At 70.2% G+C, this 25,388-nt stretch carries 14 protein-coding genes; 8 read left to right on the top strand and 6 right to left on the bottom strand.

The genetic code is table 11. The features are described from left to right. Nucleotides 1-9 precede the first annotated feature (9 nt). From ACFYTS_RS06205 to ACFYTS_RS06180, 6 genes are all read left to right on the top strand, one after another. Nucleotides 10-13,245, top strand: a complete 13,236-nt coding sequence (locus ACFYTS_RS06205) for an amino acid adenylation domain-containing protein (protein ID WP_387301715.1) — start codon at nt 10-12, stop codon at nt 13,243-13,245. Nucleotides 13,246-13,355: 110 nt separating this feature from the next. Then, complete coding sequence (locus tag ACFYTS_RS06200) at nt 13,356-14,378, top strand: ATP-binding cassette domain-containing protein (RefSeq protein WP_387302084.1); 1,023 nt, start codon at nt 13,356-13,358, stop codon at nt 14,376-14,378. Then, nucleotides 14,375-15,205 (top strand): antibiotic transporter, encoded by an 831-nt coding sequence (locus ACFYTS_RS06195; protein WP_357281487.1) that lies wholly within the window; start codon nt 14,375-14,377, stop codon nt 15,203-15,205. The genes ACFYTS_RS06200 and ACFYTS_RS06195 overlap by 4 nt, the downstream gene beginning before the upstream one ends. Beyond that, nucleotides 15,205-16,026, top strand: coding sequence for an ABC transporter permease (locus ACFYTS_RS06190; RefSeq protein ID WP_387301713.1), 822 nt, complete (start codon nt 15,205-15,207; stop codon nt 16,024-16,026). Before ACFYTS_RS06195 ends, ACFYTS_RS06190 begins: the two co-directional genes overlap by 1 nt. A 76-nt stretch (nt 16,027-16,102) precedes the next feature. Further along, the gene (locus tag ACFYTS_RS06185; protein ID WP_387302082.1) at nt 16,103-16,612 is read left to right on the top strand and encodes a peroxynitrite isomerase; all 510 of its coding nucleotides are present in this window, start codon (nt 16,103-16,105) and stop codon (nt 16,610-16,612) included. Nucleotides 16,613-16,822: 210 nt separating this feature from the next. Further along, complete coding sequence (locus tag ACFYTS_RS06180) at nt 16,823-17,023, top strand: hypothetical protein (protein ID WP_357281493.1); 201 nt, start codon at nt 16,823-16,825, stop codon at nt 17,021-17,023. A gap of 58 nt (nt 17,024-17,081) precedes the next feature. Here ACFYTS_RS06180 and ACFYTS_RS06175 read toward each other — a convergent pair whose 3' ends face one another. From ACFYTS_RS06175 to ispG, 3 genes are all read right to left on the bottom strand, one after another. Then, nucleotides 17,082-18,869 (bottom strand): penicillin-binding transpeptidase domain-containing protein, encoded by a 1,788-nt coding sequence (locus ACFYTS_RS06175; RefSeq protein ID WP_357281496.1) that lies wholly within the window; start codon nt 18,867-18,869, stop codon nt 17,082-17,084. 106 nt (nt 18,870-18,975) lie between these two features. Further along, nucleotides 18,976-19,839: a GNAT family N-acetyltransferase gene (locus tag ACFYTS_RS06170; protein ID WP_357281498.1), complete on the bottom strand. Its 864-nt coding sequence runs from the start codon at nt 19,837-19,839 to the stop codon at nt 18,976-18,978. 158 nt (nt 19,840-19,997) lie between these two features. Next, nucleotides 19,998-21,131, bottom strand: coding sequence for a flavodoxin-dependent (E)-4-hydroxy-3-methylbut-2-enyl-diphosphate synthase (gene ispG, locus ACFYTS_RS06165; protein ID WP_387302080.1), 1,134 nt, complete (start codon nt 21,129-21,131; stop codon nt 19,998-20,000). Nucleotides 21,132-21,338: 207 nt separating this feature from the next. On the opposite strand from ispG, the gene ACFYTS_RS06160 reads away from it, so the two are divergent. Together ACFYTS_RS06160 and ACFYTS_RS06155 are read left to right on the top strand one after the other, a co-directional pair. Next, complete coding sequence (locus ACFYTS_RS06160; RefSeq protein ID WP_357281502.1) at nt 21,339-22,025, top strand: endonuclease V; 687 nt, start codon at nt 21,339-21,341, stop codon at nt 22,023-22,025. Next, nucleotides 22,022-22,264 carry a hypothetical protein gene (locus ACFYTS_RS06155; RefSeq protein WP_357281504.1) on the top strand — a complete coding sequence of 81 codons (243 nt, stop codon included), beginning with the start codon at nt 22,022-22,024 and terminating at the stop codon, nt 22,262-22,264. The genes ACFYTS_RS06160 and ACFYTS_RS06155 overlap by 4 nt, the downstream gene beginning before the upstream one ends. Before the next feature lie 111 nt (nt 22,265-22,375). On the opposite strand, the gene ACFYTS_RS06150 is transcribed toward ACFYTS_RS06155, so the two are convergent. The 3 genes from ACFYTS_RS06150 to ACFYTS_RS06140 all read right to left on the bottom strand — a co-directional run bounded on the left by ACFYTS_RS06150 (nt 22,376) and on the right by ACFYTS_RS06140 (nt 25,377). Further along, nucleotides 22,376-23,098 (bottom strand): peptidoglycan-binding protein, encoded by a 723-nt coding sequence (locus tag ACFYTS_RS06150; RefSeq protein ID WP_357281506.1) that lies wholly within the window; start codon nt 23,096-23,098, stop codon nt 22,376-22,378. Continuing rightward, nucleotides 23,098-24,024 carry a peptidoglycan-binding protein gene (locus ACFYTS_RS06145; protein ID WP_357281508.1) on the bottom strand — a complete coding sequence of 309 codons (927 nt, stop codon included), beginning with the start codon at nt 24,022-24,024 and terminating at the stop codon, nt 23,098-23,100. Before ACFYTS_RS06145 ends, ACFYTS_RS06150 begins: the two co-directional genes overlap by 1 nt. 150 nt (nt 24,025-24,174) lie before the next feature. Next, on the bottom strand, nt 24,175-25,377 hold the full coding sequence (locus ACFYTS_RS06140; RefSeq protein WP_357281510.1) for a M50 family metallopeptidase: 1,203 nt from the start codon (nt 25,375-25,377) through the stop codon (nt 24,175-24,177). Nucleotides 25,378-25,388: the final 11 nt, after the last annotated feature.

The raw sequence follows: 25,388 nt of genomic DNA, 5'->3' as shown, positions 1-25,388 counted from the left end.
TTCCGCAGTATGGCTCTCAGCAGTCCCCTGCCCTCCACTCCCGACACCTCGGCGGCCTTCGCCCTCTCCGCCGCACAACGCGGCATCTGGTTCGCCCAGCAGCTGGCCGGGGACACCCCCGTCTCCATCGCCCAATACGTGGAGCTGACCGGGCCGATCGACGCCGAACTGCTGGCCGACGCCGCACGCCGGGCCGGACGCGAGTTCGGCACCGGCTACCTGCGGCTGATCGAGATCGACGAACTGCCGTGGCAGCTGGTCGACACCACCCTCGACGACGCCGTCCAGACCGTGGACTGCACCGGCGCGCCCGACCCGCGCGCCGCCGCCCAGGAGTGGATGCGCGCCGAGTACACCGCGCCCCTGGACCTGACCCGCGACCGCCTGTGCACCATGGTGATGCTGCGGCTGGGCGAGGACAGCTGGTACTGGTATTCGCGGTTCCACCACATCCTGCTCGACGGCGTCGGCGCGCTCACCATGCTGCAGCGCACCTCGGAGATCTACAACGCCACCGTCACCGGGCAGGAGGTCCCGGCCGGCAAGGCCGAACCGTTGCCACGCATCGTGGAAGCCGATGCGGCCTACCGGAATTCGGACAAGCTGCAGGCCGACCGCGACTACTGGCGCGAGCACCTGGCGGGGATACCGGAGCCCGCACTGCTGGGGCGGCGCACCGGCGCGGTCGACGCCCACCCGCGACTGCTGAGCGGCGCGCTGCCCGAAGACACGGCGGCCCTGCTGGACTCGCTGACCGCCGCGCAATCCACCAGTCCGGCACCGGTCGTGGTGGCCGCCTTCGCCGCCTACGTCGGAGCCATGACCGGGGCGGGCGAGATCGTGCTGAGCCTGCCGGTGTCCGGCCGCACCACCGCCACGCTGCGCCGATCCGGCGGCATGGTCGCCAATGTGGTGCCGTTGCGCCTGCCGCTGTCCCCCACCGCCACCGTCGGCGATCTGCTGCGCGCCACCCAGGGTGAGCTGACCGCGGCGCTGCGCCGCCAGCGGTACCGGCAGGAGGACATCTTCCGCGACCTGGGCTGGGCCATGGACGAGGTCGCCGGCTTCGGGCCGACCGTCAACCTCATGCTGGCCGACACCCGCATCCGTCTCGGCGGGGTGACCGGGCAGCTGCACGTGCTGACCTCGGGCATGATCGACGACCTGTTCGTCAACGTCTATCCGGGCACCGGCGGTGAACCCACCCACATCGACTTCCAGGCCAATCCCAACCGCTACGACGAACCCGAACTCGCGGCACTGCACGCCCGGTTCCTGGACTTCCTGCACCGCTTCCTGGCGGGCGGCGTCGAACAGTCGCTGACCGCGGTGACCGCGCTGTCGGAGGCCGAACGCGCCGCGCTGGCCCCCGCGCGCGGCCGCGACGGCAGCCGGCCCCACACCCTGCCGGAGATCCTGGCGGGGGGCGCGGCGAAGGCCCCGTCGGCCATCGCGCTGCGGGTGGACGGCACCGCCTTCACCTATCGCGAGCTCACCGAGTACGCCCACCGGCTGGCGCGGGTGCTGATCGCCGCGGGCGCGGGACCCGAACGCGCCGTGGCGATCTCGATTCCCCGCTCCGCCGAGTCGGTGCTGGCCATGTGGGCGGTCGCGGCGACCGGCGCGGCGTTCGTGCCCGTCGATCCCGGCTATCCGATCGACCGGATCGAGCACATGCTCACCGACAGCGGCGTGGTCGCCGGCGTCACGGTGGCGGGCTCGCGAGCCGCGCTGCCGGACCGGGTGCGGTGGCTGGTCCTCGACGATCCGGAGACCGAGAAGACCATCGCCGCAACCGATTCCGCTCCGATCACCGACGCCGACCGGTTGGATCCCGTGCGCCTGGACCAGGTCGCGTACCTCATCTACACCTCCGGCTCGACGGGTCTGCCCAAGGGTGTCGCGGTCACCCATCGCGGTTTGACGAATCTGGTGACCGGGTCCGGGGCGGCGTTCGGAGTCGGCTCCGATGCCGTGGTGGCGCACGCGGTCTCCCCCAGCTTCGACATCTCGGTGGAGGAGCTGCTGGTCGCGTTCGCGGTCGGCGCGACGGTGGGCGTGGTGCCCCCGGCCGCCTACGCGGGCGACGATCTGGCGCGGGTGCTGCGCACGCTCGAGGTCACGCACCTGAATGTGACTCCAGTGGTAGCGAATTCGCTGGAACCACAGACCTTGCCGCGGCTGCGGACCGTGGTGGTGGGCGGCGACTCCTGCCCGCCGGAGCTGCCGGTGCGGTGGGCCGGCCGGTGCGTCATCAACGGGTACGGGCCGACCGAGGCGACCATCACCGCCACCCTCAGCGCGCCGCTGACGCCGGGCGAGGCGATCACCATCGGCGCGCCGTCGCGCGGGGTGGGGGCGCTGGTCCTCGACCCGTGGCTGCGGCCGGTGCCGCCCGGGGTGGTCGGCGAACTGTATTTGAGCGGTGCGGGTCTCGCGCGTGGCTACCACCAGCGCATCGGGCTCAGCGCCGGACGATTCGTGGCCAGCCCCGTCGATCCCGGCGCCCGGATCTATCGCACCGGCGACCTGGTGCGCTGGCGACGGCGGTCCGGCCGCTGGGAGCTGGAGTATCTGGGCCGCGGCGACACCCAGGTGAAAGTGCGCGGCTTCCGCATCGAACTCGGCGAGGTGGACGCGGCCGTGGCCCGGCACCCGGGCGTCGAGATGGCGGTCACGATCGGCGCGACCACACCCGGCGGGGCGACCGCGCTGGTGTCGTACGTGCTGGCGGCCGATTCGGTGGTCGCGCCGGAGGACGTGAAAACCACCGTCGCCCAGCAGCTTCCGGCGCACATGGTGCCGTCGGTGGTGATGGTGCTGCACACGCTGCCACTGACCCCCGCGGGCAAGGTGGACCGGCGCGCGCTGCCCGCACCCGACTTCGGATCCGGGCCGCGGGCCGGACGCGCACCCTCGACCGACACCGAACGGGCGTTGGCCACGGTGTTCGAATCCGTGCTGGGCGTGGAAGCGGTGTCGGCCGACGACAATTTCTTCGCCCTCGGCGGCGACAGCATCGTGGCCATCCAGCTGGTGGCGCGGGCCAAGGCCGCCGGACTCGGGCTGCGCGCCCGGGATGTGTTCGAGCACAAGACCGTCGCCGCGCTGGCCGCCATCGCCACAGCGGTCACCGCGCCGGTGATCGAGGAGCTGCCCGGCGGGGCGGTGGGCCCGGTGACCCTCACCCCGATCGTGCACGACATGCTCGAACACGGCGACACCTGGCCGAGATTCGCTCAGGCCGTGCTGATTCCGCTGCCGCACACCGAAGACATATTCGCCTCCGGCGAAGCTGCCCGGGCCGCGCTCACCGCGGGCGTCCAGGCCCTGCTCGACCGCCACGACCTGCTACGCAGCACCCTCACCCACGAGCCCGGCACCGGCGCGCACCCCTGGGTGTGGCGGGTCGGCGAGCCCGGCGTGGTGGAGGCCGGAGCCCTCATCGACACCGTCACCGCCGAACCCGGCAGCGACGGCGAGAACGAATTGCAGCGCGCCGCCGACCTGCTCGACCCCTCGGCCGGGGTGGTGGCCCGGTTCGTGTTCATCGACCGGGGCGAGGCCCTGCCCCTGCTGTGGGTGGTGCTGCACCACTTGGTCACCGACGGCGTCTCGTGGCGCATCCTGCTGCCGGACCTGGCCACCGCGTGGGCGGGCGGCGCCCTCGCGCCCGTCGGCACCTCCTTCCGGCGCTGGGCGCACGGGCAGTCGGAACAGGCCCCCGCCCGCGCCGCCGAACTCCCCTTCTGGCGCGAGGTCCTCACCGCGCCCGACCCGCGGCTGGGCACCCGCGACCTGGACCCCGAGCTCGACACCGTGGCCACCATGGGTCAGCTGCGCACCGTCATCGACCCCGACACCGCCACGGCCGCACAGGAACTCATTCCGGCGCGGTTCCACTGCGGACTCGAGGACGCGTTGCTGACCGCGCTCGCCCTCGCCTCGAGTCGGCTGCGGCAGACGCCGCGGACCCTGCTCACCGTCGAAGGCCACGGCCGCGAGGAAGCGGTGCTGCCGGGCGCGGACATCTCCCGCACCATCGGCTGGTTCACCAGCGTCTTCCCCGTCGCCCTCGACCTGGGCGAGCTCGCTCTCGACGACGCCTTCCACGGCGGACCCGCGGCGGGCGCGGCGCTCAAGGCGGTCAAGGAGCAGCTGCGGGCCATCCCCGACAAGGGCGTCGGCTTCGGCATGCTGCGCCGGCTCGACGCCGCGACGGCGGCCGAACTCGCGGGCGCGCCCACACCGCAGCTCAGCTTCAACTATCTCGGCCGCACAGGCGCCGGCGTGGAGCATCCCGGTGGCGCGGAAACCCCGTGGGTGCCGATCCGATTCGCCGCCACCCAGGACGACGCCGCGCCGCTGGCCGCCGTCATCGACATCAATGCCTTCCACACCGCCGCCGGCCTCGAGGTGACCTGGGCCTACGCGTCGCGGGTGCTGTCCGCCGCGCAGGTGGAGGAGCTGGCGCGGCTGTGGGGGCTGGCGGTGACCGCGCTGGTCACCCACGCCCGCCACGCCGGGGCGGGCGGGCACACGCCCTCGGACTTCCCGCTGGTGGCCGTCGAGCAGGCGCAGATCGATGCCTGGGAACGCGAATACCCCGACCTCACCGAGGTCTGGCCGCTGTCACCGTTGCAGTACGGCCTGCTCTTCCACGCCCGCTACGACACCGACACCGCCGACGGCTACACCGTGCAGACCCAGCTGAATCTGGCCGGGCGCGTCGACTCCGGGCGGCTGCGCACCGCGGCGGCGGCCCTGCTGCAGCGGCACGAGGTGCTGCGCGTCGCCTACGTCGAGACCCCCGACGGGCCCCGGCAGCTGGTCCTCGGCCAGGCCGAGATCCCCTGGCAGGACATCGATCTCACCCGCATCGCGGAACCGGCCGAACGGCAGCGGGAACTGGCGCGCCTGATCGCGGTGGACGCGGGCACCCGTTTCGACCTCACCCGGCCGCCACTGCTGCGCTTCAGCCTCATCCGCACCGACGCCGAGGCGTACACGCTGCTGATGACCAATCACCATCTGGCGCTGGACGGCTGGTCCACGCCGCTGGTGGTGCGCGAACTGCTCGCGGGCTATCTGGCCGCGGTCACCGGGCACGAGATCCCACAGGCCCCGGCGCACTCCTATCGCGAATTCCTGACCTGGCTCGGCGAACAGGACGACGCCGCCTCGCTGGCCGCCTGGACCGAGGCCCTGGCCGGGGTCGACTCCCCCACCCGGGCGATCCCCACACTGGCGGGCATCACCTCCACCGAATCCGGCATGGTCTCCGCCGTTTTCGGCACGACGAAACTGGAGCAGCTCACCGAGACCGTGCGCGCTGCCGGGGCCACGGTGAACACCGCGGTGCAGGCCGGGTGGGCGCTGCTGCTGGCCATGCTCACCGGACGCACCGACGTGGTCTTCGGCGGCACCGTCTCGGGACGGCCGCCGCAGCTGGGCGGGATCGAGGAGATGGTGGGGCTGTTCATCAACACCCTGCCGGTGCGGGTGCGACTGGATCCCGGTGAGCGCGTGGGCGATCTGCTGGCGCGGGTGCAGACCGAGCAGGCGCGGCTGCTGGACCATCAGCACATCGGGCTGGCCGCCATTCACCGGGCGGTCGGGCTGCCGGAACTGTTCGACACCCTCACCGTGTTCGAGTCCTATCCCATCGACCGCGAAACCCTCTCGCGGGCACTGGATATCGCGGGCATGCGGATCCTGGACGTGTCCGGCACCGACGCCACCCCCTACCCCCTGAACCTGATGGTGATCCCGCAACGCGCCGCCGACGGCAGCGAAAGCCTGCGCATCACCGTCAAATTCATGGCCGACGAGCTGCCCGAGGCCGCCGCGCGGCGACTGCTCGACCGGTTCCTGCTGCTGCTCGACCAGATCGCCGAACACCCCGAACGCCGCACCGCGCAGCTGCAGCACTGCGACCCCCTGGAGCGGGCACAGCTGGTGCCGGTCCGCGGCGGCACGCCCACGCCGCTGCGCACCCTGCCCGACATCCTCGCCGCGGGCGCGCGCGCCAACCCCGATGGCGTCGCGATCAGCTCCGGCACCGTGTCCATGACCTACCGCGACCTCGACGCCTGGTCCAACCGGTTCGCGCGAGTCCTGTTGCGGCGCGGGGTCGGTCGCGAGACCTTCGTGGTGCTGGCCCTGACCAGGTCGGTGGAATCGGTGGTCGCGGTGTGGGCGCTGGCCAAGACCGGCGCGGCGTTCCTGCCGCTGGACCCCAACTATCCGGTCGAACGCATCGAGCACATCCTCACCGACTCGCGCGCGCCCATCGGCGTCACCGTGTGCTCGGTCGGCGAGACCCTGCCCGGCACCATCGACTGGCTGCTGCTCGACGACCTCAACACCATCCGGCGCGTCATGACCGTGTCCGACGCGCACATCACCGACGACGAACGCGGCGGGCCCATCAACCTCGCCCAGACCGCGTACCTCATCTACACCTCCGGATCCACCGGCAAACCGAAGGCCGTGCTGCTCAGCCATCGCGGACTCGCCAATCTCGCGGCCTCCCAGCAGAGTCTGCTCGATCTGGACGAGACCTCCAGCACCCTGCAGGTGGCCTCGCCCAGCTTCGACGCCTCGGTGCACGAGCTGCTCATGGCGCACGGCGCGGGCGGGCGGCTGGTCATCTCACCACCCGACGTCTACGGCGGCGACGCCCTCGAGGAACTGCTGCGCACCGGAGGGGTCACGCACGCGGTCATCACGCCGTCGGTGCTGGCCACCATGAACCCTGCCGGACTCGACGGCCTGACCTGCCTGTCGGTCGCCGGTGAGGCAGCCGGGCCCGAACTGGTGGCGGCCTGGTCGACCGGGCGGCGCATGGTGAACCTGTACGGGCCCACCGAATTCAGCGTGTGGGCCACCGGCCCCGGCGAACTGCGGCCCGGCGAGCAGATCACCATCGGCGCCCCCGTGCGCGGCGCGGCCACCCTGGTGCTCGACAGCTGGCTGCGGCCGGTGCCGCTCGGGGTGACCGGCGAACTGTATCTGGCCGGGCCGGCGCTGGCCCGCGGCTACTTCAACCGGTTCGGGCTCACCGCGGCCCGCTTCGTCGCCAATCCCTTCACCGCGCCCGGCGCGCGCATGTACCGCACCGGAGACATGGTGCGCTGGGTGGAGGTCAAGACCGCCGACGGCACCCAGCTGGAACTGGAATACCTGGGGCGCAGCGACTTCCAGGTCAAGATCCGCGGCCTGCGCATCGAACTCGGTGAGATCGACGCCGTGCTGGCCGCCGACGAGCAGGTCGACTACGCCGCCACCCTCGGCTGCCCGGGACCCGGCGGGCAGACCGTACTGGTCTCCTACGTGGTCGCCGCCCCCGGGCAACGCCTCGACACCGAACTGCTGCGCACCCGCATCGCCGCGGCGCTGCCCGGCTACATGGTGCCCAGCTACCTCATCGAACTCGACGACGTGCCGCTCACGCCCGTCGGCAAACTGGACCGGAACGCGCTGCCCGCACCGGATTTCGCGACCTTCGATCAGCAGTACCTCGCGCCGCGCACCGAGATCGAGACCGCCGTCGCCCAGGTCTTCGCCGACGTCCTCGAGGCCGAGGAGGTCAGCATCGACCGGTCCTTCTTCGAGCTGGGCGGCAACTCCCTCACCGCCACCCGCGTGGTGGCCCGGGTCAACGCGGCCCTCGGCGCGACCATCGCGCTGCGCGACCTGTTCGACGCGCCGACCGTCGCGCAACTGTCCGCGCGCATCGTGCCCGGCGCGGAACTCCCCGGCCTGCCGACCCTGGCCCCGCGCATCCGGCCGGACCGGATCCCGTTGTCCCCGGCCCAGCAACGCATGTGGGTGCTCAACCGGCTCGACCCGAACTCGGCCGCCTACAACATCACCGCCGCGCTGCGCCTCACCGGCGAACTCGACGTCGACGCGCTGCGCCGGGCGGTCGCCGACGTGGTGACCCGGCACGAATCGCTGCGCACCATCTATCCCGCCGACGCCGACGGGCCCCGTCAAGTGGTGCTCAGCGCCGACGCCGCGGCCCCCGAGATCAGCTTCGCCGACACGAACGATGGCCCCGACCTGCACGCCGCCATCGCCGAGAACACCGGGACCGGTTTCGATCTCACCCGCGAATCCCCCCTGCGCGTGCACGTCCTGCGCCTCACCCCGCGCCCCGGCGAACCCGCCGAACACGTGGTGGTGCTGGTGGTGCACCACATCAGCGCGGACGGGGCCTCCATGGCGCCGCTCGCCACCGACCTCGTCACCGCCTACCTCGCCCGCACCCACGGCGCTGAGCCCGAGCGGCCGCCGCTGCCGGTGCAGTACGCCGACTACTCGATCTGGCAGCGCGAACTGCTCGGCGACGAGAACGATCCCGAATCCCGTGCCGCACAACAGGTCCGGTTCTGGAAGCAGCGACTCGCCTCGACACCGGACGTGCTGGAACTGCCCACCGACCGGCCGCGCCCCGCGGTGCAGAGCCTGCACAGCCGCGACCTCGAATTCCGCATCGACGCCGGCACCCACGAAGCGCTCACCGAATTGGCGGCGGCCACCGACACCAGCCTGTTCATGGTCTTGCACGCCTCGCTGGCGGTGCTGTTGTGGCGGCTGGCCGGAACCCCGGACGTACTCATCGGCACCGCGGTGGCCGGGCGCGGCGAGGCCGCCCTCGACGACCTGGTCGGCATGTTCGTCAACACCCTCGCACTGCGCACCCCGGTCGACCCGGCACTGGGATTCCGGGACTTCCTGGCGCAGGTCCGGACCGCCGACCTGGACTCGTTCGCGCACGGCGACGTGCCGTTCGAACGACTCGTGCAGGTCCTGGACCCGCCGCGCTCCACCGCCCAGCACCCGCTGTTCCAGGTCTCGCTGTCGCTGCAGAACTTCGAACCGCCCACCGTGGAATTCCCGGGCCTGCGGGTCGAGGTCGAACCCATCGAACGCGACGCCTCCCAGTTCGACCTGACCTTCGACCTGCGCGCCCCGCTGCCCGGCTTCGACGAGGCCGGACTCGACGGCACCCTCACCTTCGCCACCGACCTGTTCGACGAGACCACCGCCTCGCGGCTGGTCACCCGCTGGCGGCGCGTGCTCACCGCCGTCACCGCCGACCCGGGCATCCGGCTCTCCGATATCGAACTGCTCGACCTCGCCGAACACGCCGCCCTGGTCCCGGTGCGCGGACCCCGGACCAGCGGAATCACCACCCTGGCCGAGGTGTTCCGGGCCGCCGCCACCGCGCACCGGCTGTGCCCGGCCATCATCGCCGGCGGGCGCGCGGTGTCCTACCGCGAACTCGACACCGCCTCGCAGCGGCTGGCCATGCAACTCTCCGCCGCCGGAGCCGGATCGGAAACCGTGGTGGCGCTGGCCCTCTCACGCGGCGCGGAACTCATCACCGCGATCTGGGCGTGCGCCAAGGCCGGGGCCGCGTTCCTGCCCATCGACCCGCGCCACCCCCTCGACCGCATCGACCACATGCTCGCCGACTCGGGCGCGGTGCTCGGGCTCACCACCAGCGCGCACCGGGAGGTGCTGCCCGACCGGATCGGCTGGCTGGTGCTCGACGACCCGGCCGCCTCCAGCGTGCGAATCCCACTCGGGGGCGGGCGGGTTCGCGCCCTGCGCAGCCACCCGGACCACCCCGCCTGGCTGATCTACACCTCCGGGTCGACCGGCACGCCCAAGGGCGTGTCCGTATCGCACCGCGGCATCGCTGATCTGGTGCGGGCCCAACGGGAACTACTGGCACTGGGCGAGCACTGCCGCGTACTCCAGGTCGCCTCACCGAGTTTCGACGCCTCCGCCTTCGAGGCGCTCATGGCCTTCGGGTCCGGCGGCACCGCCATCGTGGCCCCGCCCGACGTGTTCGGCGGCGAACCGCTCACCGAGCTCATCGCCACCCAGGGGGTCACACACCTGGTCATCACGCCGTCGGCGCTGGCCACCCTGGACCCGGACGCCGTGTCCAGCGTGCGGGTGCTGGCCGTGGCGGGCGAGGCCATCGGGCCGGATCTGGTGGCGCGCTGGGCCACCGGGCGCACCCTGATCAACCTGTACGGTCCCACCGAATTCACCATCTGGGCAACGGCTTCCGAGCCGCTGGTGGTGGGGCAGCCCGTCACCATCGGCGCCCCGATCCGGGGCGCGGCCACCCTGGTCCTCGACGACCGGCTGCGGCCGGTCCCCATGGGCGTCGCCGGCGAGCTGTACCTCGCCGGGCACGCGCTGGCCCGCGGCTACCACCATCGCCCCGGCCTCACCGCCGCCCGCTTCGTCGCCGACCCGTACGGGCGGCCCGGCGAACGCCTCTACCGCACCGGCGACCTCGTGCGCTGGACCGGCTACCTCGACGAACCGCGCCTGGAATACCTGGGACGCACCGACTTCCAGGTGAAGGTGCGCGGACAGCGCATCGAGCTCGGCGAGATCGACGCCGCGCTGTCCGCCGCCGACGGCGTCGAATTCGCCGTCACACTCGGCGTTCCCGGCCCCGGCGGCGCCACCGCCCTGGCCGCCTACCTGCTGCCCGAACCCGGCCGCGAGATCGACCTCGCCGACCTGCGCGCCCACGCCGCCGACCGGCTGCCCGGCTACATGGTGCCCTCGGCCTTCGTGGTGCTCGACGCCATCCCGCTCAACGCCGTCGGCAAACTCGACCGGCGCGCACTGCCGGCCCCGGTGTTCGAGGCCGAGACCGAATACCGCGCGCCCAGCGGCGATCTGGAGACCGGGCTCGCCGAGATCATCGCCGAACTGCTGGGCCGCGACAAGGTCGGCGTGCACGACTCGTTCTTCGCCCTCGGCGGCGACAGCATCCTCGCCATCCAGCTGGTGTCACGGGCCAAACTGCGCGGCATCGAACTGACGCCGCTGCAGATCTTCGAACACCGCACCGTCGCCGCGCTGGCCGCGCTCGCCGCGGCCGGAGGCGACACCGTCGTACTCGAGGAACTGCCCGGCGGCGGCGTCGGCGACCTGCCGCTCACCCCGATCGTGCGCTGGATGCTCGAACGCGGCGGCGACCACCGGCGATTCGCGCAGACCGCGGTCCTGGAACTGCCGCAGGGGATCAGCCGCGAACAACTCGTGGCCACCGTCACCGCCGTCGTCGACCACCACGACGCGCTGCGCGCCCGGCTCGCCCAGGAGGACGGCGAATGGCGGATGAGCATCGGGGAACCGGGCTCGGTCGACGTCGACGCACTGCTGTACCGCATCGAATTCGATACCGCCGACGCGGTCGACCTGCGCGAATACGCCGTCACCGAAACCGATTCCGCACTCGGCCGCCTCGATCCCGCCACCGGCACCGTGCTGCAACTGGTGTGGCTCGACCCCGCGCCCGGCAGCCCCGCCGACCGGCGCGGCCGCCTCATCCTGGTCGCCCACCACCTCGTCACCGACGGCGTCTCCTGGCGCATCCTCGTCCCCGACCTGATCGCGGCCTGGGCACAGATCAGCGGCGACACCACCCCGATCCTGCCCGAGACCGGCACCTCGCTGCGCCGCTGGGCGCACGCCCTCGAGGAGGCCGCACGGCGCGACACCCGCACGGCCGAACTCGATTACTGGCGCGAGGTGACCGCCACGCCCGACCCGCCGATCGGGCCGCGCGAACTGGACCCGGCCGTCGACCGGGTCCCCACGGTGCGCGCCGTGGAGATCGAACTCGACGCCGAGGTCACCGACACTCTGCTCACCACCCTGCCCGGACTCTTCGACGGCACCGTCGAGGACACCCTGCTGGCCGCGCTCGCCCTGGCCGTCATGCGCTGGCGCATGGACCCGTCCGAGGCGGTACTGGTCCGCCTCGAAGGACACGGACGGCAGCAGGAGATCGTGCCGGGCGCGGACCTGTCCCGCACCCTCGGCTGGTTCACCACCGTCTACCCGGTGCGGCTTGCCCTGTCCCACATCCCGATCCGGGACGCCTTCGCGGGCGGACCCGCCATGGGCGCGGCCATCCGGGCCGTCAAACACCAGCTGTTGGCCGTGCCGGACAAGGGCATCGGCTACGGCCTGCTGCGCTACCTCAACCCCGAGACCGCCGCGGCCCTGCCGCACCGGGTGCCCGGGCGCATCGGCTTCAACTACCTCGGCCGCTACGCCACCGCCGACATCCCGGCCGGGCTCGAGGACCTCGGCTGGCTGCCCACCGACGAATTCGGCGACCTGCGCACCACCGAACACGCCGACGTGCCCGTCACCGCCGAGATCGAGATCAACGCGGTGGTGGCCGGAGACCGGTTGCAGGCCAGCTTCACCTTCCCGCAGACCCTGCTGCCCCGGCACGAGATCACCATGCTCGCCCACCTGTGGACCGACGCGCTCGCCGCCGCGGCGTACTTCGCCACCTCGCCCGCCGCCGAATTCGCGGCCGAGGCCGAACGCCGGCACATGGCCGAACTGCGCGAGCAGCAGGCGGCCGCCGCGCTGGAAGCCTCGCGCGCCGAAGCCGGTCCCGGACTCGGCCTGGATGTGGTGCTGCCCATCCGGCCCGGCGGCGATGAGCCACCGCTGTTCTGCGTCCATCCGTCGTCCGGCATCGCCTGGACCTACCTCGGATTCGCCGAGGCCCTGGCTCCCGGGCGGCCGATCTACGGCCTGCAGGCACCGGACCTTTCCGGCGAACCGCACGCCCGCAGCATCGGCGACTTCGCCGAACGCTACGTGGCCGAAATTCGCAGACTCCAACCGAACGGGCCTTATCATCTGCTCGGATGGTCATTCGGCGGCCTGATCGCGCACGCCGTCGCCGCCCAGCTCGAGGCAACCGGAGACGAGGTCGCCACCCTGGCCCTACTCGACGCGGACAGCACCGATATCGACGGTGACAGCATCGACAAGCTCACCGCCGGTTCCTTCGTCGCGACCTTCGGGTCCGTCTTCGGCATCACCGACATCCCCGCCGACACCACCGCCGCGCAGGCCGCCGCCATGATCCGCGACCGCATGGGCGGGGTCGACCTGGTCGACGCCGCCACCCTGGAACGGATGGCCGCCTCCTACAACGCCTCCGCCGCCACCCGCACCGGCTACCAGCGGCCCGTCTTCCACGGCGACGCGCTGTATTTCAGCGCCACCGTGCACACCTCGGACATCTTCGGCCCCGAAGGCTGGCGGCCCTGGATCACCGGCACCATCACCAACCACGACATCGACGTCAGCCACGAAGAACTGACCGCACCGCACGCGCTCGCGGCCATCGCCCGAATTCTCGACGCGCACCTGGGAGGGACGCCGTGAACACCGACAATGGCAAACCCGATACCACCGATGTGAACACCACAGCGGCCACCCTCGGCACAGACAAACCGGCCACCCTCACCAGCTCGGCGGACACCTCGGTCGACGGCGTGGTCGTCGAAGGCGTCGAGAAGTCCTTCGGCGCGGTCCAAGCGCTGCGCGGAGTCACCTTCAAGGCCGCGCCCGGCGAGGTCCTGGGCATTCTGGGACCCAACGGCGCGGGCAAGACCACCATGGTCAACATCCTGTCCACCCTCATCGCACCCGACGCCGGGCGCGCGGTGGTCGCCGGGCACGACGTCGTCGCCGACGCCGCCGCCGTCCGCCGCTCCATCATGCTGACCGGACAGTTCGCCGCCCTCGACGACGCCCTGTCCGGCTACGAGAACCTCGTCATGTTCGGCCGCCTGATGGGGCTGCGCAAACGTGCCGCCCGCGCCCGCGCCGACGAACTCGTCGAGGAATTCGACCTCACCCAGGCCGCCGGACGCCGCGTCGGCACCTACTCCGGCGGCATGCGGCGACGCATCGACATCGCCTGCGGACTGGTCGTACGACCCGAAGTGGTGTTCCTCGACGAACCCACCACCGGACTCGACCCCCGCAGCCGCCAAGGCGTCTGGGACCTGGTCGGCGGATTCCGCAAACACGGCATCACCACCCTGCTCACCACCCAATACCTCGAAGAGGCCGACGCGCTGTGTGACCGCATCATCGTCATCGACCACGGCCTCGTCATCGCCGCCGGCACCGCCGACGAACTCAAGGCCCGCACCGGCGGCAGCTACTGCGAGATCGTCCCGCTCCGCCTGGAAGACCTGCCCGCCCTCATGACCGCCCTCGGCGACCTGCTCCCGGACACCGTTCGCGAAGCGCTGACCGAGGATTCGGACCGGCTCGCCATCCCCGCTCCCGAAGGCGCGAAAACCCTCGCCGAGGCGCTGCGGCGACTCGACGCGGCCGGACTGGAACTGGTCGACATCGCGCTGCGCCGCCCCTCCCTCGACGACGTATTCCTCGAACTCACCGGGCACATCCCCAAAGCCGAGGAACCCGAAGAGGATTCACCCTCGATCCGGCTCCGCGGGGACGGCGGCCGCCACCGCGCCACCGAGGATCGGACCCGGGCATGACCGCCACCGCCGCACGCACCGGCTGGCTCACCGACGTCCGCGCCACACCCGCCACCCTCGCCCAATGGTGGGTGCTGACCGTGCGGCTGATCGTGCCCTCGGTCAAGACCGGCGAGATCATCACCGCCATCGCCGCACCCATCACCTTCACCGCCAGCTTCTACATCCCGCTCAACCGCGTGATGACCTTCGCCGGACTGGGATTCAGCAGCTACGCGCAGTTCATGGCGCCCATCGTCATCCTCCAGGCCTGCGCGTTCACCGGCGTCTCCGCCGCCTTCCGCGCCGCCACCGACGCCGTCTCCGGACTCGACCGGCGCTTCGACGCCATGCCCATGCACCCCATCGTGCCCGCCGCGGCGCGCATGGCCTCCAATGTGTTCCGGCTGCTCATCGGGCTCGTCTCGGGCGTGATCAGCACCTACGTGATCGGCTTCCGATTCGCCGGCAGCTTCGCCCACACCCTCGGATTCCTGGCGCTCGGCCTGCTCATCGGCATCAACTTCTGCCTCGGCGCCGACGCCATCGGCACCGCCACCCGCAGCCCCGAGGCCACCACCCAGATGCTGGTGCTGCCACCGCTGATCCTCGGCATGCTCTCCACCGGCCTGGCCCCCGCCCACCAATTCCCGCACTGGGTACAGGGTTTCGTCCGCAACCAGCCGGTCTCGCAATTCGCCGAGGCGCTGCGCGCGCTCGGCGGCGACCCCGGCGGCAAAGCGCACCCGGTCACCTGGTCACTGATGATGCCGACGGTGCTGTGGATCGTCGGCACCATCGCCGTGTCCTGCTACTTCATCGTCCGGCAGAACCTGAAGAGGTCGTGATGGCCACCCTCGCAGACCCCGAAGCCACCGACACCCTCCTGTTCGGCGAAGGCTCCGCCCCGGCCTTGTTCCGGCACACCTGGATTCAGACCCAGCGGCTGCTGACCCGCTGGGTGCGCGACCCGGTCACGCTGCTCGAGACCCTCGTCGTGCCCTGCCTGCTGCTGCTCATGCTCGACATCGTGGTGGGCTCGCAGATCGAGAAGTTCTCCGGGCACAGCGCCCTGTATGGATCCACGCCCATGGTGACCCTGGTCGGCGCGCTGTCGGGAACGGTAGCCAGCGGCGTCATGCTCGGCCGGGAACGCGAGGCGGGGATCCTGGCCCGCTTCTGGGTGCTGCCCGTGCACCGCGCCTCCGGACTGGCCGCGCGGATCATCGCCGAGGGGATCCGGATCTTCGCGGGAACCGTGGTCATCATCTGCTTCGGCATGGCTCTCGGCTTCCGCTTCCAGCGCGGCCCCTGGCAGGCGCTCGCGTTCCTGGGTATTCCGGTGCTGTTCGGGCTGGCCTTCGCCACCATGGTCACCGCCATCGCGGTGTTCACCGCCAAGGCCGCCCTGGTCGAGGCGGTGGCACTGCTGTCCTCGCTGCTCATGTTCTTCAGCACCGGCTTCGTGCCGCTCGCGGCCTACCCCAAGTGGATTCAACCGGTGGTCGAGCATCAGCCCATGTCGGTGGCGGTCGACACGATGCGGGCGCTGGCCGCGGGCGGGCCGGTCGCCGGGCCGCTGCTCAAGACATTCGTGTGGTCGCTCGGGCTGATCATCGTGTTCGCGGTCCCCGCCGGCTACGGCTATCGGCGGGCAAGCCGCAGCTGAAAGATCAATACCCCTATCCGGAAAGTCGGCGCGCGGGTGCCCCGACCTCGCGCGGCGAGGCGGGCGGCGGATTAAGCTGTCCGCCGTGCTCGAACCCGAAACCGCCGTCGCGCCCCACCCCGATATCGCCCACCTGGCCCCGCTGCTGGGCACGTGGCGCGGCCGCGGCCGCGGCGAATACCCGACCATCGACTCGTTCGAGTACCTGGAGGAAGTGCACTTCGGCCATGTCGGCCGTCCCTTCCTGACCTACCGGCAGCGCACCCGCGCCGCCGACGGCAGCCGTCCCATGCACAGTGAGACCGGCTATCTGCGCGCGCTGCCCGACGATCGGATCGAACTGATCCTGGCCCACCCCACCGGCATCACCGAGATCTGCGAGGGTCGGCTGGTCCAGGAGGACGGCGAGCTGCGCCTGGAACTCGACTCCACCTCGATCGGGATGAGCAGCACCGCGAAGTCGGTGACCGCGCTGGGCCGGACCATCTCCGTCACAGGCGACACTCTCGACTACTCCTTACGCATGGCTGCCGTCGAGCAACCTCTCACGCACCATCTGGCGGCAACCCTGCAGCGCACGAACTGAAAGTAAACTTTACGGTCGGATAGTTGCCGCTACCTGCCGTTCTTCGCCACAAGCGGAGTGCGGCAGCATATTTACACCTTGCCTCGGCATAAGTCACCGATTACCGTTTCCTGCATTGGCAAACAATCAGCCAACCCCTAATCGAGGACCGGATCACCGAATCCATACCGTTCGGGTCTCCTTACTCATCCCAAAACAAGGGAGCGGGATATGAAGCGCTCGGCCCTTTTGCTAGTCACCACCGCGGGCATGATTCTCGCGGGCGCCGGTGTCACCGAGATGCTCGGTGACGGATCCGTCGAGGGACCACCCGTCAGGACCTTCGCCGATCAGCGATTCGTGACCGACAATGTCGGTGAGATCCAGTCCGCCGCATGCGTGAAGGTCGACGGCCGCTACACCGGGCGCTGACTTCACTCCCGAGTGCTCACGGACCCACAACCCTCCTCGATAGAACCGCCAGGCAGCCTCAATACCCGGTAGGCAGGGCCGCGACCATATCGCGAGTCACCGCCACGGCGTTGTCGGAACTGCCTCCACGCACCACCAGGGTGGCCCAGGCCAGATCACCGCGGTACCCGATGAACCACGAATGCGAACCGCCGTCCACCTCGGCCTCACCGGTCTTCCCGTACACCTCACCCTGATCGACGATGCGCTCGGCCGTACCGCCGAGCACCACCTTGCGCATCATCAACCGCAGACCGTCGATCACCCCCGGCTTCAACTGCGGACGGTCCCCCGACACCTGGGTCTGATGACCCGCGATCAGATACGGCGTCGGCGCCGAACCGTGCGCGACCGTCGCCGCCACCAACGCCATCCCGAACGGGCTGGCCAGCACCTTGCCCTGCCCGATGCCGTCCTCGGCGCGCTGCACCAGATCGTGGTCGGCGGGCACCGAACCCGAGGCCGTCGGCAGGCCCGCGATCGTGTAGTCCACGCCGAGGCCGAGCGCGGCCGCGGCCGTGCGCAGATCATCGCCCTCGAGTTCGGAGGCCAGCTTGGCGAACGACGTGTTGCAGGACCGCTCGTAGGCGGTCGCCATGGCCACACTGCCGACACTGAACAGGTCGTAGTTCGGAATCGTGCGCTCCCCCACCACGATCTGGCTCGGGCACGGGACCACCGTGTCGGGGGTGGCGTGGCCCGCGGTCATAGCCGCGGCGGCGGTCACCGTCTTGAACGTCGAACCCGGCGGGTACAGACCGGTCGCGGCCACCGGACCGTCCTTGTCGGCCGCCTCGTTCTGGGCGACCGCCAGAATCGCGCCCGTCGAGGGCTGCACCACGACCATCATGGCCTGTTCCGTGCGGACGTCCACCGCGTGCTGCGCGGCGTTCTGGACGTAGCGGTCGACACTCAGCGAGAAGGACGGGGAGGTCTGCGGATCCACCTCCTCGAGCACATCGGTGTCGACGCCGTTGGCGTTGACGGTCACCACGCTCCAGCCCGCCTTGCCGTCCACCTCGTCGATGACGGTCTTGCGGATCTGGGTCATGAGATCCGGGGCGAAGTGGCGGTCGGTGGGGACCAGGTCGAACTCCTTGTTGAAGATGACCCCGGACAAGCCCATGAGGACCGAATCGACCTCGCCGAACTCCCATTCCGAGAGCTGGGCGACCGTGTAGGGACCGTCGGCGCGGCGTGCGGTCCGCAGCAGCGTGGCGGCGTCGATCTTCTCGTCGAAGCGGCGCAACGCATTCGCGAGCGCGATGCTGACGCCGTTGGGATCAGACGAAGCGGACGGTTTGAACTGCACCCGATACAGCGCGCCCGGCACCAGCACGTCCCCGCCGGAGCGTTCGTTCACCCGAGCGCGCGGCGCCGGGTTCGAACGCAGTTGCAGCGTCTGGGTATTGCCCAGCTGCGGATGGATGTCGGCGGCCGACCAGCGCACCTGCCACTGGCCGCCGGCGCGGCCCATCTGCAACTGGCCCTGGTAGGTCCAGACGCGGTCCTTGGGCAGATGCCATTCGTAGGTGTAGTCGACGATGGCGGTGTCGCCGGTGATCCGCGCCGCGCCGGTGGTCGCCACCAGCTTCTCCGCCTGCAACCGGTCCCACGCCGAACCGAGTGCGGCACGGGCCTTTTCGGGTTGGCTGGTGCGGTCGGCGGCCGCGTCCACATCGTGGTCGGCGAAATCGGACACAAAGGCCTCGGCGGCCTGGGCGGGGCCCTGGGGACCCGAGGAGCAGCCGGCCGCGGCGACCGCGACCGCGGCGGCGATCAGCGTGGAGAAGACCCGAGTTGACATCGGATCCGATGCTAGGAGCCAACTGCTGGCAAACCGGCGCGACACACTGCACCGGAACAGATTTCACGCCGACATCCCGCTCCGCCACCCCGCGCTCGAAATTCGGTCAATCCAGCAGCACTGTCGCGAATGTGGCGATCTGCCGGAAACCGACCTTCGCGTAGGCGCGGCGCGCAACCTCGTTGTAGCAGTTGACATACAGGCTGGCCGTGCGCCCCGAGGACACCACCACATTGGCCACGGCGGCGGTGCCGGATGTCCCGTAGCCTTCGCCGCGTTTGTCCGGATGGACCCATACACCCTGAATCTGCCCGGTGCGTCGCGACAACGCGCCGACCTCGGCCTTGAAGACGACCTCACCGTCCTCGAAACGCGCCCAGGCCCGGCCTGATTCGATGAGTCCCGCCACCCGGCGGCGATAACTGCGCCCGCCGTCCCCGGTACGCGGGTCGACGCCGATCTCCTCGGTGAACATGGCGATCGCCGCCACCAGGTACCGGTCGATCTCCTCGGGCCGCACCCGGCGTACCCGCAAATCCGGGGCGATGCCCGCGGGCCGATCCAGCGCGAGCAGCGGCTGATCCGCGCGCAACTCCCGCGGCGGCCCCCAGTGCCCGGCCAGCAACTCCCACAGCGGCAGCGTCAGCTCGCGTCGCCCCACCACCGACGAGCAGATCCGCGGGTTCTTGATCGCCTTCTCCGCGAACGCGCGCAGATCCTCGCGGCCGCCGCGCAGCGGCACCAGATTCGCCCCCGAGAAACACAGTGAATCCTCCGGTCCGCCGCGACTCCACAGTTCGCCGTAGACGCCGCGCTGATCCAGTCCGAACTCCTGCAGGCGCGCGGCCACCATGCAGGTCGCCACGGGATCGGTGTCGAGCACACGCAGAACCTGCGTCAGGTCGCGGTTCGCGAGCTGACGGGCCCCGGACGTCCGGCCCCGGCGAGTCGGCTCCAGCACACTCCGCACGCTCACAGCCTGCCAGAACTTCCCGCCGCGCGCCGCAAGATTGCCACCAGCCGCCCGGCGACCAGCGAAAATATCACGCGCCCAGGGAGATCGGAGACGGCGACGGCCCGGTCCCTGCGCGGGTGTCGCGCGGGCCGGGCCGTGTCGATCGGGGTGGGTCAGCCCGCGGTGACCACCGGGGCGCCCGAACCCGCTTCGTCGCCCATCTCCTCGGCGATGCGCAGGGCCTCCTCGATGAGGGTCTCGACGATGAGGTGCTCGGGCACGGTCTTGATGACCTCACCCTTGACGAAGATCTGGCCCTTGCCATTGCCGGAAGCGACACCCAGGTCGGCCTCGCGGGCCTCGCCGGGGCCGTTCACGACGCAGCCCATGACGGCCACGCGCAGCGGGACCTCCATGCCCTCGAGGCCCGCGGAGACCGCGTTGGCGAGGGTGTAGACGTCGACCTGGGCGCGACCACAGGACGGGCAGGAGACGATCTCCAGCTTGCGGGGGCGCAGGTTCAGCGACTGCAGGATCTGCGAGCCGACCTTGATCTCCTCGGCGGGCGGGGCCGAGAGCGAGACGCGGATGGTGTCGCCGATGCCCTCGCTGAGCAGCGCGCCGAAGGCGACGGCGGACTTGATGGTGCCCTGGAACGCCGGACCGGCCTCGGTCACGCCCAGGTGCAGCGGGTAGTCGCACTGGGCGGCGAGCTGGCGGTAGGCCTCGACCATGATCACCGGGTCGTTGTGCTTGACCGAGATCTTGATGTCGCCGAAGCCGTGCTCCTCGAACAGGCTCGCCTCCCACAGCGCGGACTCGACCAGCGCCTCGGGAGTGGCCTTGCCGTACTTCTCGAGCAGCCGCTTGTCCAGCGAACCGGCATTGACGCCGATGCGCAGCGGGATGCCCGCGGCCCCGGCCGCCTTGGCGACCTCCTTGACGCGGCCGTCGAACTCCTTGATGTTGCCGGGGTTGACGCGCACCGCGGCGCACCCGGCGTCGATGGCGGCGAAGATGTAGCGCGGCTGGAAGTGGATGTCGGCGATCACGGGGATCTGCGACTTCTTGGCGATGGTCGCCAGCGCGTCCGCGTCCTCCTGACGCGGGCAGGCGACGCGCACGATGTCGCAGCCGGACGCGGTCAGCTCCGCGATCTGCTGCAGGGTGGCGTTGATGTCGTGGGTCTTGGTGGTGGTCATCGACTGAACCGAGACGGGGAACTCGCTCCCCACTCCGACATTGCCCACCATCAGCTGGCGCGTCTTGCGCCGTGGTGCGAGGACGGCCGCCGGTGCGGCCGGCATCCCCAATGCGATGGCACTGCTCACGATCGGCTGCCTACTTTCCACTGATTCCTCACCCTTACCGGCTCCGAGCTTACCGAGGCTCGAATACCGGTCGCCCTGTGACGGCGGCGACAACGGTACCCGCGCCGGAAGCGGGACTCGGAAGCGGCCGGGAACTACAGTTCATATTCGTAGCAATCGACGCGAAGGTTTACGCTCCGAGAAGTGAAGGTAGCGAATCCCGGCGACTGGCCGTCCACACCGGAACAGGCAGTGGCACTTCAAGATCGGCTACGCAGCGCGGTGATTCCCGCGAATCCCCGGCCACCGCAGTTCCGAACGATTGCCGGCCTCGATTCGGCCTACGACGACCACGGAAATGTGGCCGCCGCCATCGTCGTTCTCGACGCAACCACCCTCGACACCGTCGAAACCGCCACCGCCCGCGGCACCACCGCATTTCCGTACGTCCCCGGCCTGCTCGCCTTCCGGGAACTCCCCACCACCGTCGCCGCCCTCGAAACCCTCACCATCACACCGGATCTGATCATCTGCGACTCCCAGGGCCTGGCCCACCCCCGCCGTTTCGGCTTCGCCTGCCACCTCGGCCTCCTGACCGGAATCCCCACCCTCGGCGTAGCCAAGAATGCCTGGGGCGATTACGACGAACCGGCCCCCGAACGCGGCTCCTCCGGCATCATCACCATCGACGGCGACCCGGTCGGCCGCGCCCTGCGCACCCGCACCGGCGTCAAACCCGTCTTCGTCTCGATAGGCCATCTCATCGACCTGGACACCGCCTGCGCCCAGGTCCTCGCCCTGACCCCGGAATTCCGCCAGCCCGAAACCACCCGCCGAGCCGACCGCCTCTGCCGCCAACTCCTCCGTGAAATTTCCCAGGTGCAGCCATGAGATCGAGTTCCGACAAACCGAACGACGCACAACTGCGACTCCGATTCGAGCATGCCCTCGCTGACGCACAGGTCGGCATCGAGCGCTCATGCCTCGGGCTGGGGTCGCGTACAAAGGCCGCGCTGGGGGCCATCGCCGACGCCACACCCGACGTGCCTCCGGAACTGCTCGCACAGGCCGAAGCAGCCTTCACCCGCGATATCGAGGCGAGGAAGACACCACGGCCACCGCACCTATGAGGGCCGAGGTGCCCGATCGGCGTCTGGAAGCGCTGGCGTCAGGGCCTCGGGCGCGATAACGTTCGCGCGCCCTGAGCCAGGTTGCGGCCCCGACACCGGACCTGGGGGCTCCTACGGGGACACCAGGCCCAACTTCTCGAGGGTGATTCGGTCGGCGTCACCGGTTTCGGCCAGGCCGGACCGGCGCTGGAACTCGCGGACGGCCGCTGCGGTCTTGGGGCCGTAGTCACCGTCGACGACCAGGTGGGAGAAATCGGGGAAGTCGCGGTTGAGGCGCGCCTGGAGCATGGCCACCGCCGGACCGGCGCTGTCCAGGTTCAGCGGTAGCTCCGGGACCGCACCGACGGCCAGGTCCACCAGGGCGGCCTGGGTGCGTTCGGCCGCGTCGGCCGGGGTTCCCATGAACTCGAAGTGCATCCAGTCCTTCTTGCCGTGGTAGTTGCCACCCCACGCGAATCCGTACCACTTCCACACCGTGGCCACCAGGTCTGTCACGGTGTGCTGGGGGTCGAAGCTGAACGGGTTGTCCTTCCAGTTCAGGTCCACCGCGATGGCCCAGGAGTGGTTGGAGGCGACACTGGTGTTGTCGATGGGACGGCAGTTGAATCCGCCGCACTGCTCGGGCTTCAGCCGGTAGTTGCCGCCCTCGGGGCGCTCGGTCCAGTCGACCAGCGTATCCACCAGCACCGCCAGTGCTTTGCGGACCGCGAGGCTGGTACCGGACCGTGCGGACACCACGGTGGCCAGGTCCGAGCCGGCGACACAGTTGGGCCAGCCGCTGCCCCAGCCGCGATCGGCAGCGGTGTGGGCATAGTCGGTGAGGTCTATGGGCATTATCGGGCCTCCTGCGCGGCGATCGCGGCAAAGTCCCTTTCGGTGGGTTCGATCGACCAGTTGGCCGGCCATTCGGGATCGTCCGATGACCGGTAGGCGCGAATTCGCGGGAAATTCGGGTCCTCGGCGGGGTCCCGCCGGGGGTCGAGCGCATCCCACGTCTTCGGGCCGACAATCCCGTCGACCGTCAGACCGTGGGCGCGCTGGAACTCCTTCACGGCGAGCTCGGTGGCGGGTCCGAAATCCTGGTCGATCGCCACATCGAAGCCGAGCGTCCGGAGCATGGTCTGCAGTGTGCCGACCGCCTCGCCCACCGAACCCCGGTGCAATACCGGACGGGGATCAGGATGTCGGCCGTCAATTCGATGCGCCTCGATACGGGCCAGTTCGCTCTTCGCCCTCGCGAGGAGTGTTCGACGATCGGCCAGCCCGTTGAGGCCGCCGTTGATCTTCCTGGTCACGGTGATGATGTCGTCGCGGTCGCAATCGGGATTGATCTTGTGCCGTTTCCAGTACTCACACGCGATCCGCAGTGAGAGTGCCGGCTCGGCGGCCCGCAGCGGATCGCCTTCCAGGTCGACGCCGAGCGCTTCCCCGTAGGTGCGGTAGTTGGCTCGGCCGGTGAGCTGCAGCAGGCCCCGGCCCTTGTAGCGGCGGCCGTCGCCGGGGTGAATGTTGCCCAGGTCGACGCGCCCCTCGTATTGGTCGCCGCTGGCGAACTCCTCGGTGGTGCGGTAGCCGGCCGACTCATGGCAGGTCTGCGCGAGGAAATGCGCGATCCGCAGCGAGGTCGTGATGTCGAAGCTCGCCAACGTCGATTGCAGGACCGGAGCGACCTCAGCGATGATCTGGGCTTGCCGGACCCCCGCCTGGCCCGTGAAATGTGGTGCGATAGCACGCATTACGCCGCCGTCGATCGGAATCATCGGCTGTCCTTATCTGTGTCGGCGATGGAACCTGACCACAGCACGGTGCACTGACTATCCTCGAGCGCGCTCCACTCTCATCCAATGGTGAGGGTCGGGGCCGCCACGCGGATAGGTAACAGCCGAATTCGTCCGGCCTTTTCGGGGGAGCTACGGGAAGAGCTTCACCGGGTTCACGATGTCGGCGACGAGGGTGAGGATCATGTACGCGCCGCCGAGGACGACCACGACGTAGGTGGCGGGCAGCAGCTTCAGGTAGTCGACGGGGGCGCCGTCGGGGAGGCCCTTGCGGTTGCGGAAGAGGTTGCGGAACTTCTCGTAGATGACCACGGCCATGTGGCCGCCGTCCAGGGGCAGCAACGGCAGCAGGTTGAAGGCGCCGAGGAAGAAGTTCAGGCTGGCCAGGGTCAGGATGAACATGGACCAGAGGCCGTGTTCGGCGGTTTCGCCGCCGATCTTGGAGGCGCCGTAGACCGAGACGGGGGTTTCGGGGTCGCGGGTGCCGCCGGTGACGGCGTGCCAGAGGTCGACGACCTTGGCGGGCATCTGGGCCAGGGACTCGACGGTGCGGACCGCGATCTGGCCGGTGAAGGCGCCGGCGGCCGGGATGGCGGAGAGGACGTTGTACTGGACCGGGCCGTAGAAGTCCTGGCCGACGCCGACCTTGGCGACCGTCTTGGGGGCGCCGTTCTTCTCCGGGTAGACGACCGCCATCTTGGGGGTGACCGGGGCGGTCATGGTCTTGCCGTCGCGTTCGAAGGTGTAGGTGAAGGGGCCGGTCTGCTTCTCGGTCTCGGCGCGGAATTCCTTCCACGTCGTGATCGGGACGTCGTTGACCTTGGTGACCTTGTCGCCCTGCCGGAGTCCTGCCGACTGGGCGGGGCCGGTGCCGGTGCAGTCGATCAGCTTCTGATCGGCGGTCATGTCGGAGACGCAGCCGAGCTTGCCGAGCTGGGTTTCCGCCGGCTGATCGAAGCGGGGCAGGCCCCACCCGACGGCCAGGATCACGATGAGGATGTAGCCGATCAGGAAGTTCATCAGGATGCCGCCGGACATGACCAGCAGGCGCTTCCAGGTGGCCTGCCGGTACATGGCCCGGTCCAGGTCCTCGGGCTCGAGCTCGTCGAGGGCGGTCATGCCCGCGATATCGCAGAAGCCGCCCAGCGGCAACGCCTTGAGACCGTATTCGGTCTCGCCGCGCCGCCACGAGAAGATCTTGGGCCCGAAACCGATGAAGTAACGGCGCACCTTCATCCCGGTGGCCTGCGCGGTCCACATGTGACCGCATTCGTGCAGGGCGACCGAGGCCGTGATCCCGAGGGCGAACAGTGCGAAGCCGATCGCGTAGACCATCCGGTTACGAG

The organism is Nocardia sp. NPDC004151 (assembly GCF_042874235.1).
In the GTDB taxonomy this organism is placed as follows: domain Bacteria; phylum Actinomycetota; class Actinomycetes; order Mycobacteriales; family Mycobacteriaceae; genus Nocardia.
Note: the sequence above shows the minus strand (reverse complement) of the source record. Positions and strands in the feature narration are given on the sequence as shown.